The sequence below is a fragment of the Cypionkella sp. genome (assembly GCF_028290025.1).
Lineage (GTDB): Bacteria > Pseudomonadota > Alphaproteobacteria > Rhodobacterales > Rhodobacteraceae > Cypionkella.
In genome coordinates, this window is the sequence record NZ_JAQGKQ010000026.1 from 57116 (window position 1) to 73479 (window position 16364).

Sequence of the window (16364 nt, forward strand, 5' to 3'; positions counted from 1 at the left end):
TAACGCTTCGCGCAATTATCGGTGCCACTGGCCTCGTGTCAGCCGACCACTGCGCGAGCTGGCACCCATCAAGCAGGTACGGGCGACATAGCCACAGGTTCGCTGTAGCCGCCACGCCGATGAGCGCGCAGATCGACTTGGTTGACCACCACGGCAATCGGAATGCCTTGCGCTGTCGCTGAAGACCGCAACTGTTGCACGGCGGCAAGGGCTGTTCCCGCCTCGGTCACGCCCCAACGCACCGTGAAGATAACGCAATCTACCATCATCGCCAGAAGGCGCGTTTCGGTGGCTCCGCCTACTGGCGCACTGTCGATCAAGATGCAGTCGTAGTTTTGCCGTTGCTGTTTGATCAGGCTTGGGAAATCGTCATTCAAAAGGACCGTTAGCGGGTCCACAGGTAAGCGCGGAATTGTTAAATAGTCGATGCCGTCTTTCTTTGCCGTCCGGATCAGCGCTTCCCACGGTAAGTCGTTCGTGTCGGTTTGCGCGCCGGGCGTGCTCTCTCGTTTGCCATCATCAATCAACCGCGAGATTTGAGGGTGACGCAGATCGAAATCTATCACCAACACCCTCTGACCGAGCCGCTCTGCAAAAGCGGCCAAGCTTCGCACAAGCGTAGATTTTCCGTCTCCCAAGGCACTGGAAGTCACCAAGATGCTGCGCGCGGAACCCCGAGTTGCTGCAACATAGACTGATCGTATAGCCTCGGTATAAGGTGCATAGGGTTCATTGCGCAGCAGTTGCGCTATATTTGCGCGCATACCGCTTGGCACCGTTGGCACCATTCCGATGCAAGGAGCGTCGAGAGTCTCCTCAACATCACGTTCACTGCGCAAGCGTTGGTCTAACCGCTCTAACAAAACCGCGAGAAAACCCCCAATAAGAAGCGAGGCAACCAGCGCCGGAGCCACGAAAAGCAGCGGATTCGGCGAGCTCGGAAGATCAGGCACGTCCGCCATGCTGACTATACGCACAGAGAGACGGCCATTGCCTTGGCCTCGTAGATCATTTTGCTGGCGTTGCAGGTTCTCATATGCCTCGCCTGCCGCATTCGCCTCGCGTTCCAGTTCGCGCAGACGTATCCACGCCGGTGTCGTTTTGGCGTTCGCCTCTTGCAGGGTCGCCAGTCGCTTCTCGATATCGCTCACGCGCGCTGCGACTGCATCGCGGCCAAGCATAACTTGTTTGATCTCATTCTGCTGATCTTCGCCTAACGGCTGGGTAGCATCACTGCTCGCATGAACCGTCTGATCCTTGCCCACGACTTGCTCAATACCATTTTGACTCTCGGCATTGCCCTCCGAGATGCTACGCTGTTGCTCGCTCAGGGTCTGGAGCTTTGCGTTACGCGCGGCAAGATCGGACTGAGCGATGATAAGTTGTCGGGAAAATTCTCCGATCTGGCGGTCGTTTGGATCAAAGCCCGCAGCACCGGAATCAGCCAAGCCGAATTTGATTTTATGTTCGCGCAAAGCGCCTTCGGCCTGATCGATCCTCGCAAGCGCGTCAGGCATGCGCTCGGATACTGTGCGCAGCGCTTGCGCACGCGCCTCCCGCTGAAAATCAGACTCATGTTCAAGGTAGAGTTTGACTGCGCGATTTGCTACGAGTGCAGCCGTTTCAGGGTCAATGCTGCGGAATGTAACTGCAACCAGCCGCGACTGGCGCTCTTTGTAAACGTTCAGACCCTGATCAAGCGTGTCGTAATCCAGCACTGGCGGTGATGATTTGGTGGTTTCGGTTTGGGCAAGCTCCGCCGGTGTGATCTCTGATGTATCGCTTGGGGAAGGCTCCAAACTTTTTGCCAAGCGGCGTAACTGGCCAGGCGAGTTCAGCATTTCGACCAGCGTGTCCACCGCAGAGTCTTCAGAGCGCTCGGTTGCGACCTGTGCGTCAGCCTGATAAAGCAGTTGCGCCTTCGCGGTGTAATAAGGCGGAAGTGTTAGCCCTATTCCCGTCGCTGCGGCTCCACTCAAAAGTACAATCGAAGCGATGAAAACGCGGCGCCTTTTCAGCAGTAGCATGATCTGACTAAAGTGCAGATCGTTAGAACGGCGATGTATCATAGTGCAATACCTTCGAGAAAACAGCGGCTTGAGGGCAGCCGGTGCGAGCAGGAACCGACGTTTTGATTTTCATCATAAGCAACGTTTCAACGTTGGTTTTATCGTTTCGCAGCGCCTATGCTTTCGTCTGACTCTCGCCCACTTTCGACTTGTACGTCTCAATGTAGCTTAGTTATCGCACAGGCTGAGTTATGCGCGAAGCACCATATGGAGTAAGCGCACTACCCCCAAAGAGGTGCTGATACATAAATTTCCACGATTTTTTTGCGCACAGCAGGTGGTTCGCTTTGCTATGAATATGCGCGACCACCTCTGTCTTCTTGAACCGCGCGCCGCGGTGGCACGCGGGGCGATAGGCTTTTGACCGTCCCCGTCATATCGAGCAAGCACAGCACGATACCAAACCAAAAAATCGGTTGCCGTAACGCGTAGTGAAACATGCTGAATACTAAAAGCCCGGCAACGAGCCCCGCCAACGCCGGATGTCCCGCTCGCGCTGCAGCCAGCAAGGCCGTCACTGAAATCCAGACGAAAGCCACCATCGCCACGATGCCACCTTGAGTGAGAAGATCGAGAAGGGTGTTGTGAACTTCGAACTTGTCGGGCGGGGGGCGCTTGAATGACTTGCTGGTCAAATGCGGTCCCGGGCCGAAACCGGCAAGCTTAGATTGGATGCCTTTGTCTATCGCCTCGGCCCATAAATGCAGCCGAGTGTCGCCTTGATCATTGTCAGCGTAGACCTGATTTGAGACGTTCTCGATGCGGCTTAATGCTGCAGATGTGAAGGGCACCGAAATCAACAGGGCAAGTGGCAGCGTTAATATCGCGAGCACCACCGCCGCTCCGCGCATGGTAGGCGCCATCTCAGTATCGCGCAGCCAGCTTACGGATTTCAAAGTGACAAATAACCCGCCCGACACGAAAATTCCGATCATGAAACTATCGCTGCGAGACATAACTCCAGCCACGATCGCCGGAGCGATGGCCGCTAAAGCCCGCAATGCCTCGATTTTAGTGGTGGCCTGATCCGCAAGATGTAGGCCCAGAAGTGCTATGAAAAGCGCGAAAAAACCAAGCTGATTAGGATTTTCCGCCCATCCTCTAAGGCGGTCCCAATACCAAGGATCAACACCCGGCATCGGTACTTTCCCCAAGCCGCTGCCAATCTGCAGAATCAGCGATATGCTACCGATCAGCACGATGCTCCAGCTAAGCTGTCGCCGGTCTGCAGCGTCTGACATAGTGACGGCCATCATCACGCTAAAGCTGAATACAAATGCGTAAGCGACAGTATCGCGGAGCATGCCGCCGTAATCTTGAAACGGTTCTACCAACAGACCGACGGTCATCCCCACGCACAAGCAGACAACCATGACAAACCAAAAAGACAAAACCCGCGCCAGCGCCGCGTTTAGGATCAGCGGACGCGACAAGAGTTGACGTAGACCAGCAAGACACAGCCAAACCAGCAACACGAGTTCTCCCGGGCCCAAGGGTAGCCCCCCGGCGCGCAATTGCGTCGCAGCCGTGATCACCAATCCAAGAGCAAGCACGATCTCGATCATAACCGGCTCATTCGTCCGGGTCGGACACAGATCGCGCAGACGATCCGAAAGACCGGGCAAGATCGGCCGATGCATCTAGTCCCGTCTTGGTTGCAGTTGCCGCGCGGGAATTTGACCTGTCGGCGAGCAATGCGCGATACAAGGCGGCATGGCGCTCGGCTCCGCCTGCGACCGAAAAATTTGTACGAACTCGTTCCGGCAGCCGTGCTGCCATCGCGGCGCTTTTGTCCCGGTGAACCAAAGCTGCGAGAATTTGCTCGGCAAGCTTTTCTGGCGAGCGAGGCGGCACCACCCTGCCAGTAATTCCGTCCTCAATCACTTCTAAACAGCCCGGCATGCTGGTCGTAATGATCGGCAGGCTGGCCAAAGCCGCCTCGAGTAAAACCCGAGGAACCCCTTCGGAATATTCCGTCGGAAAGGCAAACACATCCGCCATCCTCAGCAAAGCGGGCACATCCGTTCGGGGACCAATGGCGATCACGTAAGATTCATGCGCCGCAAGATCGGCCTCAGAAATCGCCAGCGGACCTTCGCTTTCGCGCGGACCTGCCAGCAGAAACCGCACTTTAGGGCGCTGCCGATGCACAAGCTCAGCGGCTCTCAAAAGTGCAGGTACTCCTTTCTGACGCGTGATCCTGGAGACGGTTATGACCACCTCAGCACTGCCCAGCCCAAGTTCGGCGCGCAGCGCCGCAGCAGTCGGCGCGCCTTGCAACGCCTGTTCAAAACTCTCGGGGTCAATGCCGCCGCCGCCCGCCGGGATTACCACTCCTTGCGCGCCTGCTATGCCATGTCCTTCGAAGAAGGCGCGGTCGCTCCGGTTTTGAAACACTGTGGCATTTGTGCGGCGCGCGGCAATCCCGTGCAATGCCCGATAGGCAAGCCTCGCGCACATTGCAGCAGGAGAACGCGACGAATAAACCCATCCCCGCCCGCAAATCGTGCGGATTACCAACAGATCAGGGTCGCGGGCGGCGAGAGGCAACATCAAGCACGGTTTGGTGTCAAAGCCTTGCGCAATATCGGGCCGAAGTTGGGAAAGGATATTGCGCAGACGGCGGATCGCGCGCCAGTCGCTAAGTGGCGAGATAAAGCGATCAAAGGGAAATTGCACGAATTCGATCCCGGCACGATCGAAGGCCGCCCCACCGCCGCTGGCAGCCATACTGACCCGAAATCCGTGATCGCGCACCGCGCGGACGAACGGCAGGCGCAAGTCGGCATCGGCCCCCGCGATGAACAGGATATGAGCGGTCATGATCGCATTCCTCTCTGTCAAAACATCACAACATGCTCGCGATCATCGCATTGACGCGAAATACCGCGTGTAAAGTGACTGCAGGTCCGGAAAGTCGCTGCCATCCGCGGTGGAGAGGCTGGGACAAGCGTGCTTTGTTTGCTCTCCCCATGAGTAAGTCATGTCGAAGGGGCGCGTCTCTGGGGGCAACAGTTCGTCCCAAATAGCCAAGATCTCGGTCATTTCTTCTTCGGTGGGAAGACGATACCACTTCGTCTTGGCGTCAGAGCAGGATTGACCAAAGGCTTGGAAAACCGGCACCAGCCGCTCGATGGGGATTCCTGCGGAACGCGCGCGCCCAACACGCTCCGCGATCTTGTCCATCTCGCAGCGGGCCTTTTTCGTGTTGCAAGGATAGACCACCACACCAATAAGATCGGCCGCATCGGCCAATTGCGCAAACTCCTCCGGAAACTTGAAGCCACCGCTCACCGCGATAAAGCTGCGCCCGTCTGGATCGTATTGGTGGATCAATGCGGTGCGCTCGGCAATTTGCTGCGGGGCCGTCGGACATACCGACGGGTGCGGCGTGTCTGCAATGAAATAGATGCCACTGAACTTGGGATTGCGATGTGCCGCGCGGACAATGTCCGCCGTCTCCTCATCGCTGGTCTGCCATGAACATTTCGCATTATTATAGTTGCGCATCCATAAGATACCTTTTGTGCCTTCCGGAAGCGCATCGAGCGCTGCAACTGATGAGACATCGGCGAGGTTAAAGCCTATCGCCACGGCCTGCGAAAAATCTTTTCGGTGATTTACTGTGAAGTGCAGCGGCGCATCCTCGCCTATGGCGCGGCTCGCGGCTGCCTGCCAAAACCATCCCATCATACCGATGATAACGATCAACAGCAGCTTCCAAAGTGATCTTGATGTGCGTTGATCGTCAATTGAACGGCATTCACTGGCCTTTGACGCAAAATAGCGCATCGCATTCTCCCTTTACAATTTCGGGACAATGCCGATGTCGGGCAGGGGGGAAATGGCGATCTCGCGTCACGTCCCGAGCCTATCCGACATTGGGCTTGTCCTCATGTTAATATTTGTCCTCATGTTAATATCGTCATGACAAGCCAAACACTTGGTTCCGCAAATTCTGATTGGATATTCAGTATCCCGTGTCCCGCTTCGACTCGACAGTGTTCAAATGGGTGGGGCCTAACTCTTAATAGGTAAGCGTGCCCTGCCTGTAGGTAGGCGACTGCGAAGGATGTACTCTTAAGAGTTCTTTCACCGCTAAGTTGCGGTGCGCTAGGGTGCGACGGTTAGACGAATATTTTGGAAAGGCTCAACGGATATGTGCCTATTTCGGCTTTGCCATTTGAACATGCGACAAATCAAGAGTGCGGGTCATGACAGGCTTATTGGCTGTTTATCCGATCGTGTAACCACGCAACCATCTAGGGTTTCGCTTTCGCGGTGGTGGCGGTGACTCTCGGCGGCAGTCCTTCGGGTCACTTTCGAAGCGAAGCGACTCAAAACCGTATGCCCTTTGCGAATGGGGTTAGCCCACATGGTCAGGATTTGGACGATGGCTTACGTGGACGGATTCACATTGAGATATTTGGGCCGCCCGGAGCAGGAAAGACTACGCTTGCGCGTGCGGCAGCGGCGGATTTGGCACGTCATGGTCTGGCTGTGCGGCTTGCGATCAGCGCGCGTCCAAGCGAATCCGTGGCAAGTCGCAGATTTGCCCTAACATCAAGGCTTTCCAAGTTGGGAGGCGCGGTGTCGCAAATTCTTTCAAGCGATCCAGTGACCGAGCGTCTGCTGAAGTTGATGCCACTCCCTCGCTGGTCGGCTTCACTGCGACGACGGCGATATATCGCGGGCTTGGCTCGATTTGCGCGTGTGGATGGGGTATTAGTTCAGGATCAGGGTTATCTTTGCGCAATTGCAGGCTTGGCGCTCGATTCCAAGCGCACCGATGAAAGCATAATCGCGCAGGCGCTTGATGTCGTCCCTCTGCCGGATATTGCGGTAGGGTTGTGCGTTTCAAACGAAGTCTCTGCCAAAAGGCTTAACCAACGACATGCAAATCAAGGGATTGCAGCACGCGTGCTAGAGCGTCCGCCAGCGGACAACGAATGTCTCGAGCAGATTTTTGCTGTGATTGATGCAAAGCTACAAATGCGCAGCCTTTCCGTCCTTCGGGTCTTTGGCCGCGATCAATCTGACCTAAAGGCCGCGGTGAGCCTGATCACTAAAGGCGCCTTGGCGATTGACCATGCGCGCGCGCTCGGTCGTTTGCATGGAGCAGCCGTTCCATGAAGGTTGACGCAATTCAAAACACCGATGCTACGTTGCACAAAAATTCGGAAACGGCGTTGGCCGGCCTGCGACTCCTGTCAACCAGTTCCAGTGCTTTTATGGTCCTTGTGGCGGGGGCCGCGCTTAGCTTTGGCGTGCAGTTGGGGACCGTGCGGCTGATCGGAGCTGAGAGCTTCGGAATATTTGCCTATGTTATCGCTTGGGTAACCATGCTCGCCTATATTTCCACGCTCGGGCTTAGCACCTCATTGCTGCGCTTGTTGCCGACCTATCGGGTGCAGGGTGACTGGGCGCGGGCGCATGGCGTGATGCGCTTCGCGTTCCGAGGCGGAACCATTGCTGGAATTGGCGTGGCGGCACTTGCTATCGCAGCAGAGCGATTGGTGCTTCACGCGCAAGGCGAACTTGCGCGGGCCTCGCTGATCGGAGCCATCGTAGTCCCGCTGATGACGCTTCGCTTGATCGGCGCATCGGCGCTTCGGGCATTTGGCGCGATCATCGTGTCGATGCTGCCGGAACGGATATTGCGAGACTCTGTAGCATTCGTGATACTCGCAGCGTTGGTGCTGGGGGGGCTCGCCCCCCCCGACGCGGTGACCGCGATGGCTGCGACGCTTGCAACGGCAATCATCACTTTGATCTTCATCCAACGGTTCCTCGTCAGCCGAAAACCGACCGAGCTTATATCCGCCGCACCTCGCTATGCGATACGCGACTGGCTGCGCCCAGCGGTTTCTCTCACGCTCATCATGCTGGCCGACACAATCATGTCGCGCGCGGGCATTTTAATCATCGGCCTGCGAAATGATACACTCGGCGCGGGCATCTTCGCTGTCGCCTTCAGTCTGGCACAGCTGGTGGCTTTGCCCAGGATGGCGCTCTCGTCGCTTTTTGCACCAACGGTATCCACTCTCTACGCCCGTAAAGACATGGTGGCACTACAGCGACTGATGGCGCGGTCTGCCGCGCTTTCGCTTGGCTTGACGATGGTGGTCGCGCTGCCGTTGATCGCCGGAGCTCCGATCTTTCTGCCTTGGTTTGGTCCGCAATTCGTGATTGCCGAACCGGTGCTCATCATTTTGATCTTTGGGCAACTCGTGGCGGCGGCAGCTGGACCACAACAGCACCTTTTGACAATGACCGGTCACGAGCGGCAGGGCGCTACTTTGATGGCGGGTGCAGCCGCAGCCACGATGCTTGGCGCAGCTTTGCTTGTCGTTCCGTTCGGCATGACGGGGGTCGCCGTTGCAACCACTATAAGCATGGTCGGTTGGAACATCGCCATGGCCATTTTCCTGTCGCGCCATTTGCAGCTGCGTCCCGGCCTCGCGTGTCGGGAGCATTTATTATCAGAAACAATGGCGGCGACATTTTCGCGGTGGGGTAGGGCCGTCCGGAAATTGCGGGGCGAGTCATGAATGAAGCTTTGCTCAATCAGAACATCGGCTGTGCAGACAGCCCAAAATCCGCATATGGCGCGTCAGATGCTGGCCCGATCCGCAATCTGGTTGCGGCGCTAAAGCAACGCCAGGTGCGCTACTGCCACTGGAAAAGCAATATCCGCCTGGGCGTCAGTCTTAACGGTCAGGAAGATTTGGATCTGCTGGTGCTGCGATCTGACGCCACGCAGTTCTTCGAGGCATTGGTTGGCTGCGGATTCAAGCTCGCCAGGTCGCGGGACATCGGGGGCCACCCGGGTGTCATACATGCCTTTGCTCTGGACACGAGCAGTTTGCAGTTGGTGCATGTCCATGCCTACTTCCAGATCGTGACAGGCGACAGCTTGGTGAAAAGTTACCATCTGCCGCTGGAAAACATCTTGCTGGCAGACCCGCGTGAGTTGATGGACGTCCCAGTGCCAGCCGCCGAGGCGGAACTGGTCGTGTTCTTGCTTCGCGTTGCGCTAAAGCACACCAGTTTGTTCGAGATCTACATGGTGAACCGACACTATTCAGACATTCCGCGCGAGCTTGCTTGGCTGCAAGATCAAGCAGATGAAAACGCTGCCAAGCGGCTCTGGAAAGAATTCGTCCCAACCGCGCGCGCGGGAGAGTTTGAAGATTTAGTGGCGGCCATACGCAACCCCGCGCATAAAATGGCGCGCATTAGGATCGGCGTAAGATTGGCGTGGCGACTGCGAGATTGGCGACGTCTGGGTTATTTTGCAGAGCTCGTCTCGAGGTTTCGCCGCATTTATATGTTGGTTGGGTCCCGACTGCGAAAGCACAAATCTGTAAACCTTGTGTCGGGCGGCGCACTTATCGCCATGATCGGTCCCAAAGCGAGCGGCAAGTCAACGCTTGGAGCCGCCTTGGCAGACCGACTTGGCAAACAGCTTGATGTACGCCGCATCCATATCGGTAAACCGCCAGCAACTTTGGTTTCGGCACCGGTCCGACTGCTGTTGCCTATGCTGCGCCGCCTACTTCCAAGCGAGCGTTCCGGGCAGTACCAGAAGCCAGAACGCCGTGTGGAGTTAGTCTTTTCATACGCTTACGTGGTGCGCATGGTGTTGCTGGCTTATGATCGCAGGGCTCTGATCTTCAAGTCGCGACGTTTGGCGACGGCTGGCGCTATTATCATTACGGATCGCTATCCCCCGTCGGGAGTCGGTGCCATTGACGGCAGACAGTTCGGCGAAGCTGCGATTGCGGCTTGCCGGTCGCGACTGAAGTCGGCGCTCATGCGTCTGGAAGCGAGGCTCTATGACGATCTTCCCAAACCTGACCTTGTCATACGACTAAGTGCCCCTATTCAAACGACTCTGCTGCGCGACGCGTCCCGAATTAAAGTTGACGGTCCGGATCCAAGCAGCGTTCTGCGGCGACGCGATCTTGAGTCAACGGTTGAGATTGCCGACACTCCGGTTCTGATGCTGGATACCGATGTGCCGATAGAGCAGTCTGTCTCAGAGATACTAACTGCGGTATGGGAACGGCTGTAGCTCTAATCCAAATGTCCCGCCAGAAGGGTTATGTTAACCGCAACGACGAAATTCCTGATCGGATTATCGCGTCAATTACGACACGGCTAAATATGAATATGTGCCGGTTGGTCAATTTTTAAACCTCAATAGTCAACTCGCGAGCGCACGATAGAGCCATCAGCTTTGAACGATCAAATAGTCATTTGCGTCATTTTCGTTGGGGGGGCCGCGACAGCAAAGCAATCCTTGCGGTGAGCGTAAGATTTGCGATAGCCAAAGGATTCGCCTGTCCCACACCGCTTCATTAGATGAGACACGCCATTTGTCGAGCAGCGGTAAAACGTGCGTTTTGTATATTCGCAATCAGCCTTGACACAACCTAAAATCTCTCGATGCTTGACGCCCTACCCAGCGACGGAGCTTTTATAACCCCATTTAGCTTCTTATTTGCCAGCTCATCAAGGTATGGCTTGGCTCCGATACCTTGTACCAAAAGCGCGGCATCTGTTCTGTTTCGCGAACCGGTCTTTCGCAAAATGGCCTTCACATGAACTTTGACCGTCGACTCCGAAATCCCGAGATCTTGGGCTATGACCTTGTTAGCCATTGCATTTGCAAGCAATGCGAGCACGCGCATTTCGCTTGCAGACAGCGTTTCAAGCGCTGAAGTTGTGGGGTTCAAGCGGCCGTCTGGGGGCTGTTTCACCGACGCGTCAGGCGGCAGGGGTGGAAACACCCGCTCTCCAAGTATCAATAATTCGATAGCTTTTGGAAAAGCCGCAATATGGATCGTTTCAAGAATAAAGCCATCAAATTCAGCTTTTATTGCATCCCTAATGCGATCTGGATCAGAGGACTCTCCAATGAGGGCTATCCGAGATCCCGGATATGCTCGCCGAAGCTCCGTCACCGTCTCTTCACATGGCAGCGCATTTTTTGCCTGATTCAACAGTATTGCCTCAAGGTTGACAGCGGGTGGTGCGCAGTCGATTGCTTCGCTAACAGATCTCCAGCGGTTGACGATGTGGAACCCACGCCCACTTAAAGCGTGCTTAACGCCTTCGCTTGAAAGAGAATCAGAGTCTATAACTGATACTTGATAAATTTTCCTCACAAAAATCCTCCAAGGCGCTGAATAAAATTTAAAATTGTTCAGCAATTAGTAAGAACTAAGAAGGAAAGTTAAACATGAAGACCAATACTTAGGCGCGACCAGAGCGGTACATTCGAAAACTTTAACATAAGTTCAAGGAAGCGTAAACTTTGATTTGCTGTTGCTGCTCGGGTTGGTGCAAAATGCGGTTATCCTGAGCCTATCGTCTCCGTTTTTATTCCCTGACTGGGAAACAAGTGGTATGACATGATAGAGTCAAAGTTACGGACGCCCAGAAGGGCGCTCTACATCGACCACAGCAAGGACGGCACGCTTAAAGCCTAGATTGGCCGCTAGGCCGAAAATCAGCCCAACATCCTCGGCAAGATAATGTCCCCTGAGTCACCGACCGAGACGAAACGGCTGAAACGGTCGACGGCGAAAACGGTTGAAAGATAAGTCTAGAGCGCTTGCTATGCTGCGGATACGTTGCCGTTTCGTCGCCTGTCCAGCGCGACGTCCCCAGCGAAACTGCTTGACATGTGGTGGCATTAGGCGCGTGTACTCAGTGATAATTATTTAAACTCATTAACTTGGCGCCCGGTTCTGCACCGGGAGCAAAATGCGATTTTTATAGGGAATACAATATGTTCAGATCATCGGTCTGCGCCGCAGTAATAATGGTTGGGTTTGCGGCCCCCAGCTCTTCGGCAACCATGAAGGTCGAATTCAGTGGTAGCGTTTCTAAATCGACCGACCAGAGCGGGATATTCGGTCAGGGAAGTGGATCGGCCCTTGATGGGTTGGCATACACGCTCACCTATATCTACGATACTGCGGTTGGTACGCGAACAGCCTTGAACGGTAAGAATGATCAACTCAAGGGCGGGACCGCTTACGGCGCCGCTAATCCCACTACATCGGCGGTTCTGACGATCAACGGCCAATCACAATCCGTGATGGGATCCTTTGGCAGCAGTTATTACATCGAAGATGATTCATTCAATCTGCTCGATCAATTCGCCCTTGTTGCACAGGATAGCACGGTGGGGAATGATGGCTCGTTCAAGGGCGGTTATCTTCAAGCCATCTTTGCGTCTTTTTCCGAGTTCATCCCAACCAATTTAGAATCATCGTTTTTTGCCAACATTCCGGCAGGCGAAATAGGCTCCTTCTCCTTTAAAGATTACGACGGTGTCTCGAATGCCTTCAAGACTTTCACCGAGGGGGATCTATCCTTGGACCAAGTTACCGTGACACGCACCGACGTGGCAGCGGTTCCGCTACCTGCTTCGGGCCTCATGCTCCTAGCGGGCCTTGGTGGCATCGCCCTACTCGGCAGCCTGAGGAAAAAGCGAAGCGCCTCATTGCTCTGACGCATCGCGTCACATCAGCTCGAATGAACGGCCCCCTTGTCAACCATCGGGGCCGTTGCTCGCAGTGCAAAGCACATGGGCCGCAAGGCGACGGTTCCATTCCCGCCTTGGACTTTCCGGCAAGATCACGCCGCCGTGCAAGTGTCGCAGCGGCTTATTTGATGGTTTGCTGGAACTTTCAGTTTCCCGGCCTTTCGGAAGCTGTTAATGATAAACTGGGAGGTCCAAATGTCATTATACACGGACCTGAAGTTTCAGCAAAATTGCGCCAACTGTCCGATTCACTACCGTGCAATCTGCGCGATGTGCGAACCTGACGAACTCCGCCTTCTGGAGGACATCAAGTTTTATCGCAGTTTTGAGGCCGGGCAAACCGTGATTTGGGCCGGAGACCGAATGAACTTTGTCGCGTCTGTCGTAACGGGCGTTGCGACATTAACGAAGACTATGGAGGACGGGCGCACGCAGATGGTGGGTCTGATGCTTCCGTCGGATTTTGTCGGGCGGCCCGGCCGCGACACAACCCCGTATAACGTCACTGCTGTCACAGACCTTCTAATGTGTTGCTTTCGCAAGAAAGAATTTGAGGCTATGATGGTCCGCACGCCGCATATTGCCCACCGCCTGCTTGCGATGACGCTAGATGATCTGGACGCCGCGCGGGAATGGATGCTGTTGCTGGGTCGCAAGACTGCGCGCGAAAAGATTGCGAGCCTGCTTGGGATAATCGCGCGTCGTGATGCAGAGCTAACCAAAGCGGTTGCGGCAAGATCGATCGCTTTTGACTTGCCACTGACGCGCACCGCTATGGCCGACTACCTTGGTCTGACGCTGGAAACCGTCAGTCGCCAGATCACGGCCCTGCGAAACGACCGCGTAATCGTGTTGCAGGGTCTTCGCCATGTAATAGTGCCCGATCTTCGCCGTCTTATCGCCGAGGCAGGATCAGACGATGTCATGGAGATGCATAGCTAAAATGTCCGTGCCTAAGGCCGCACTTGTTCAACGCGCCATAAGCACCGGGATTTCGGCCAATTCAAGCATGTCGCGGGTGGCACCACCAAGCACTGCCTCGCGAAACCGCGAATGGCCGTAGGCACCCATCACCAAAAGATCTGCCGCTTTGTCTCGTATCAGCCGGTTCAGCACATCTGTCACACGCGGCAGCGTTTTGGCGAGCACCGTCACTTCGGCGTGAACGCCATGGCGGGCCAACAATTGAGCCAATGCGCCGCCGGGGTCAGACCGCTCAAAACTGCGAGTCGGCGGGTCAATTATCGCAATCGTGACGTGCTTTGCGGCACACAGCAGCGGCAATGCAGACCGCACCGCCACCAATGCCTCGGAACTTTGGTTCCATGCGACAACAATTTCTTGGCCAAGCGTCATATTCCCGAGCGTTACCGGTAAACCTGCGGTTGGAACCACAAGCACTGGCGTTTGTCCCTGAAACAACGCCGCTTCAAGCACGGTTTCCGCATAAACCGATGCGTTTTTGCCGTATGGTTTTGGCAAGATCACCAAATCTGCGTAGCGCGCGCGTCCGGCAATTAGGTCGGAGACAGCGCCAAGATAAGCAATCGCGGTTTCAGATGACCAACGTAAACCTTCATTTATCAAATGTGTGTTGACCAAATCTGCTAGCGTCGCCGCATCCTGTTCTGCTCGTTCAATTTCATCCTGCAATATCACCGCCACCGAACCGGGGTAGTAATACCCAACCTGACTGTTATCGACCCCGACGCAAAGCACATCCAGATGCGCGTCTTCGCGCCGTGCTAGGGCAATGGCGGCGGCCAAGGTGTGTGTAACTGTGGCAGGATCAGTAACAACAGTGAGAAGCGATTTATAGGCCATGGCGATTTCCCTTCGGTGCATTGGCCGAGGCGTCACGCCACGACTGTCTTCCGCCACACTATCGCGTCGTCGGCACCCCTTGCATTGACGTGGATCAAAGGCATCCGCGAACAGCCAATTGTGGGCATCGTCGCCGACCTGACAGTTATTCGCCAGACACCCCTTATTCATTTGCTGATTGAGTAACGAAAAGCTGGCCCGCTTGACATGGATCAAGGCTGTTAGTCGCAAGATGACGCACCTCTGCTGCGACAAGGCGCAGTTTCTTCGTTCGGTACCGCGCGAGACAGAGGGATGCGGAATGACGGATTATCTCAAGTTGACCGCGCTAGGTCTGGTTGCGCTTCTCGCAGCCATTGCGGCAAACTTTGCGCGCGATATGGCCTACATGGTACACGCGCAGCTTATCATGCTGGTGGCGGGCGGCCTGTTTTTATGGGTCATCCGTCGTGCGGGTGAACCGCGTATACCTATCCGTCAAGATCAGTATATGGACGGAGTCATACGCTATGGGGTAGTGGCCACGGCGTTTTGGGGCGTCGTCGGCTTTATGGTAGGGGTGATAATCGCCTTTCAGCTGGCGTTTCCGGTGCTTAATCTTGAGTGGGCACAAGGCTTCGCCAACTTTGGCCGCCTGCGTCCTCTGCATACCTCTGCCGTTATCTTTGCCTTTGGCGGCAATGCCCTAATCTGCACGTCCTTCTACGTCGTTCAACGCACCAGCGCCGCGCGGCTTTGGGGCGGCAATCTGGCGTGGTTCGTATTCTGGGGCTACAATCTTTTTATCGTGCTGGCCGCCACGGGTTATTTGCTCGGGTCAACGCAATCAAAAGAATACGCCGAGCCTGAGTGGTATGTCGATATCTGGCTGACGGTGGTGTGGCTTGCTTATCTCGCCGTTTATCTCGGTACGATCATCAAACGACGCGAGCCACATATCTACGTCGCCAACTGGTTCTACCTCTCGTTTATCATCACCGTGGCGATGCTGCATGTGTTCAACAATATCTCGATCCCGGTGTCTGTCTTCGGGTCCAAGTCGGTGCAGGTGTTCTCTGGTGTGCAGGACGCAATGGTGCAGTGGTGGTACGGTCACAACGCCGTCGGCTTCTTCCTGACCGCCGGCTTCCTCGGAATGATGTACTATTTCGTGCCTAAACAGGCAGAGCGTCCGGTCTACAGCTACAAGCTGAGCATCATTCACTTTTGGGCACTGATTTTCCTGTATATTTGGGCCGGTCCGCATCACTTGCACTACACCGCCTTGCCCGATTGGGCCGCAACCCTCGGCATGGTATTTTCGATCATGCTTTGGATGCCAAGCTGGGGTGGCATGATTAACGGGTTGATGACGCTTTCGGGGGCTTGGGACAAGCTGCGCACCGACCCGGTGTTGCGTATGATGGTCGTCGCCATCGGTTTTTACGGGATGTCCACTTTCGAAGGCCCGGTGATGAGCATCAAGGCTGTCAACTCGCTCAGCCACTACACAGACTGGACGATTGGCCATGTTCATTCCGGCGCTCTGGGGTGGAACGGGATGATTACCTTCGGTGCTTTGTATTTCCTGACGCCCCGCCTGTGGAACCGTGACCGGCTCTATAGCCTTTCGCTGGTCAGCTGGCATTTCTGGTTGGCCACCATCGGCATCGTTCTCTACGCCTCGGCGATGTGGGTGTCGGGCATCATGGAGGGCCTGATGTGGCGCGAGGTCGATGCCAACGGATTTCTCGTCAATGCCTTCGCCGACACCGTGGCTGCTAAGTGGCCGATGAACGTGGTGCGGGGCATTGGCGGTATTCTCTACCTCTCAGGCGGCATCATTATGTGCGTCAACCTTTGGAAAACCGTGACTTCAGTGCCGGGTCGCAATTTTGTTCCCGTCGCCGTCCCTGCCGAATAAACGAGGA

General features: G+C 55.4%; 12 protein-coding genes. 6 read left to right on the plus strand and 6 right to left on the minus strand.

Annotated features, from left to right (window positions below):
- Positions 1-68 precede the first annotated feature (68 nt).
- From JWS10_RS03630 to JWS10_RS03645, 4 genes are all read right to left on the minus strand, one after another.
- On the minus strand, positions 69-2069 hold the full coding sequence (locus JWS10_RS03630) for a GNVR domain-containing protein (protein ID WP_299504871.1): 2001 nt from the start codon (positions 2067-2069) through the stop codon (positions 69-71).
- 290 nt (positions 2070-2359) lie between these two features.
- A complete protein-coding gene (locus JWS10_RS03635; protein WP_299504872.1) occupies positions 2360-3634 on the minus strand; it encodes an O-antigen ligase in 1275 nt (424 codons plus the stop codon).
- A 7-nt stretch (positions 3635-3641) separates the two neighbouring features.
- On the minus strand, positions 3642-4892 hold the full coding sequence (locus tag JWS10_RS03640) for a glycosyltransferase (protein ID WP_299504873.1): 1251 nt from the start codon (positions 4890-4892) through the stop codon (positions 3642-3644).
- A 42-nt stretch (positions 4893-4934) separates the two neighbouring features.
- A complete protein-coding gene (locus tag JWS10_RS03645; RefSeq protein WP_299504875.1) occupies positions 4935-5861 on the minus strand; it encodes a hypothetical protein in 927 nt (308 codons plus the stop codon).
- Between the two features lie 798 nt (positions 5862-6659).
- On the opposite strand from JWS10_RS03645, the gene JWS10_RS03650 reads away from it, so the two are divergent.
- The 3 genes from JWS10_RS03650 to JWS10_RS03660 are packed head-to-tail and all read left to right on the plus strand — an operon-like array spanning position 6660 to position 10146.
- Positions 6660-7202 (plus strand): hypothetical protein, encoded by a 543-nt coding sequence (locus JWS10_RS03650; protein WP_299474891.1) that lies wholly within the window; start codon positions 6660-6662, stop codon positions 7200-7202.
- On the plus strand, positions 7199-8620 hold the full coding sequence (locus tag JWS10_RS03655) for a polysaccharide biosynthesis C-terminal domain-containing protein (RefSeq protein ID WP_299504878.1): 1422 nt from the start codon (positions 7199-7201) through the stop codon (positions 8618-8620). Before JWS10_RS03650 ends, JWS10_RS03655 begins: the two co-directional genes overlap by 4 nt.
- Complete coding sequence (locus JWS10_RS03660) at positions 8617-10146, plus strand: hypothetical protein (RefSeq protein ID WP_299504880.1); 1530 nt, start codon at positions 8617-8619, stop codon at positions 10144-10146. The genes JWS10_RS03655 and JWS10_RS03660 overlap by 4 nt, the downstream gene beginning before the upstream one ends.
- 361 nt (positions 10147-10507) lie before the next feature.
- On the opposite strand, the gene JWS10_RS03665 is transcribed toward JWS10_RS03660, so the two are convergent.
- On the minus strand, positions 10508-11242 hold the full coding sequence (locus JWS10_RS03665; protein WP_299504882.1) for a response regulator transcription factor: 735 nt from the start codon (positions 11240-11242) through the stop codon (positions 10508-10510).
- 695 nt (positions 11243-11937) lie between these two features.
- On the opposite strand from JWS10_RS03665, the gene JWS10_RS03670 reads away from it, so the two are divergent.
- Both JWS10_RS03670 and fnrL read left to right on the plus strand, forming a co-directional pair.
- Entirely contained in the window at positions 11938-12597 is a 660-nt protein-coding gene (locus JWS10_RS03670; RefSeq protein WP_299504884.1) for a VPLPA-CTERM sorting domain-containing protein, read from the plus strand.
- 228 nt (positions 12598-12825) lie between these two features.
- On the plus strand, positions 12826-13572 hold the full coding sequence (fnrL, locus tag JWS10_RS03675) for a transcriptional regulator FnrL (RefSeq protein ID WP_299504886.1): 747 nt from the start codon (positions 12826-12828) through the stop codon (positions 13570-13572).
- A gap of 27 nt (positions 13573-13599) precedes the next feature.
- On the opposite strand, the gene JWS10_RS03680 is transcribed toward fnrL, so the two are convergent.
- The gene (locus tag JWS10_RS03680; protein ID WP_299504888.1) at positions 13600-14454 is read right to left on the minus strand and encodes a universal stress protein; all 855 of its coding nucleotides are present in this window, start codon (positions 14452-14454) and stop codon (positions 13600-13602) included.
- A gap of 301 nt (positions 14455-14755) precedes the next feature.
- On the opposite strand from JWS10_RS03680, the gene ccoN reads away from it, so the two are divergent.
- Positions 14756-16357, plus strand: coding sequence for a cytochrome-c oxidase, cbb3-type subunit I (gene ccoN / locus JWS10_RS03685; protein ID WP_299474911.1), 1602 nt, complete (start codon positions 14756-14758; stop codon positions 16355-16357).
- Positions 16358-16364 lie beyond the last annotated feature (7 nt).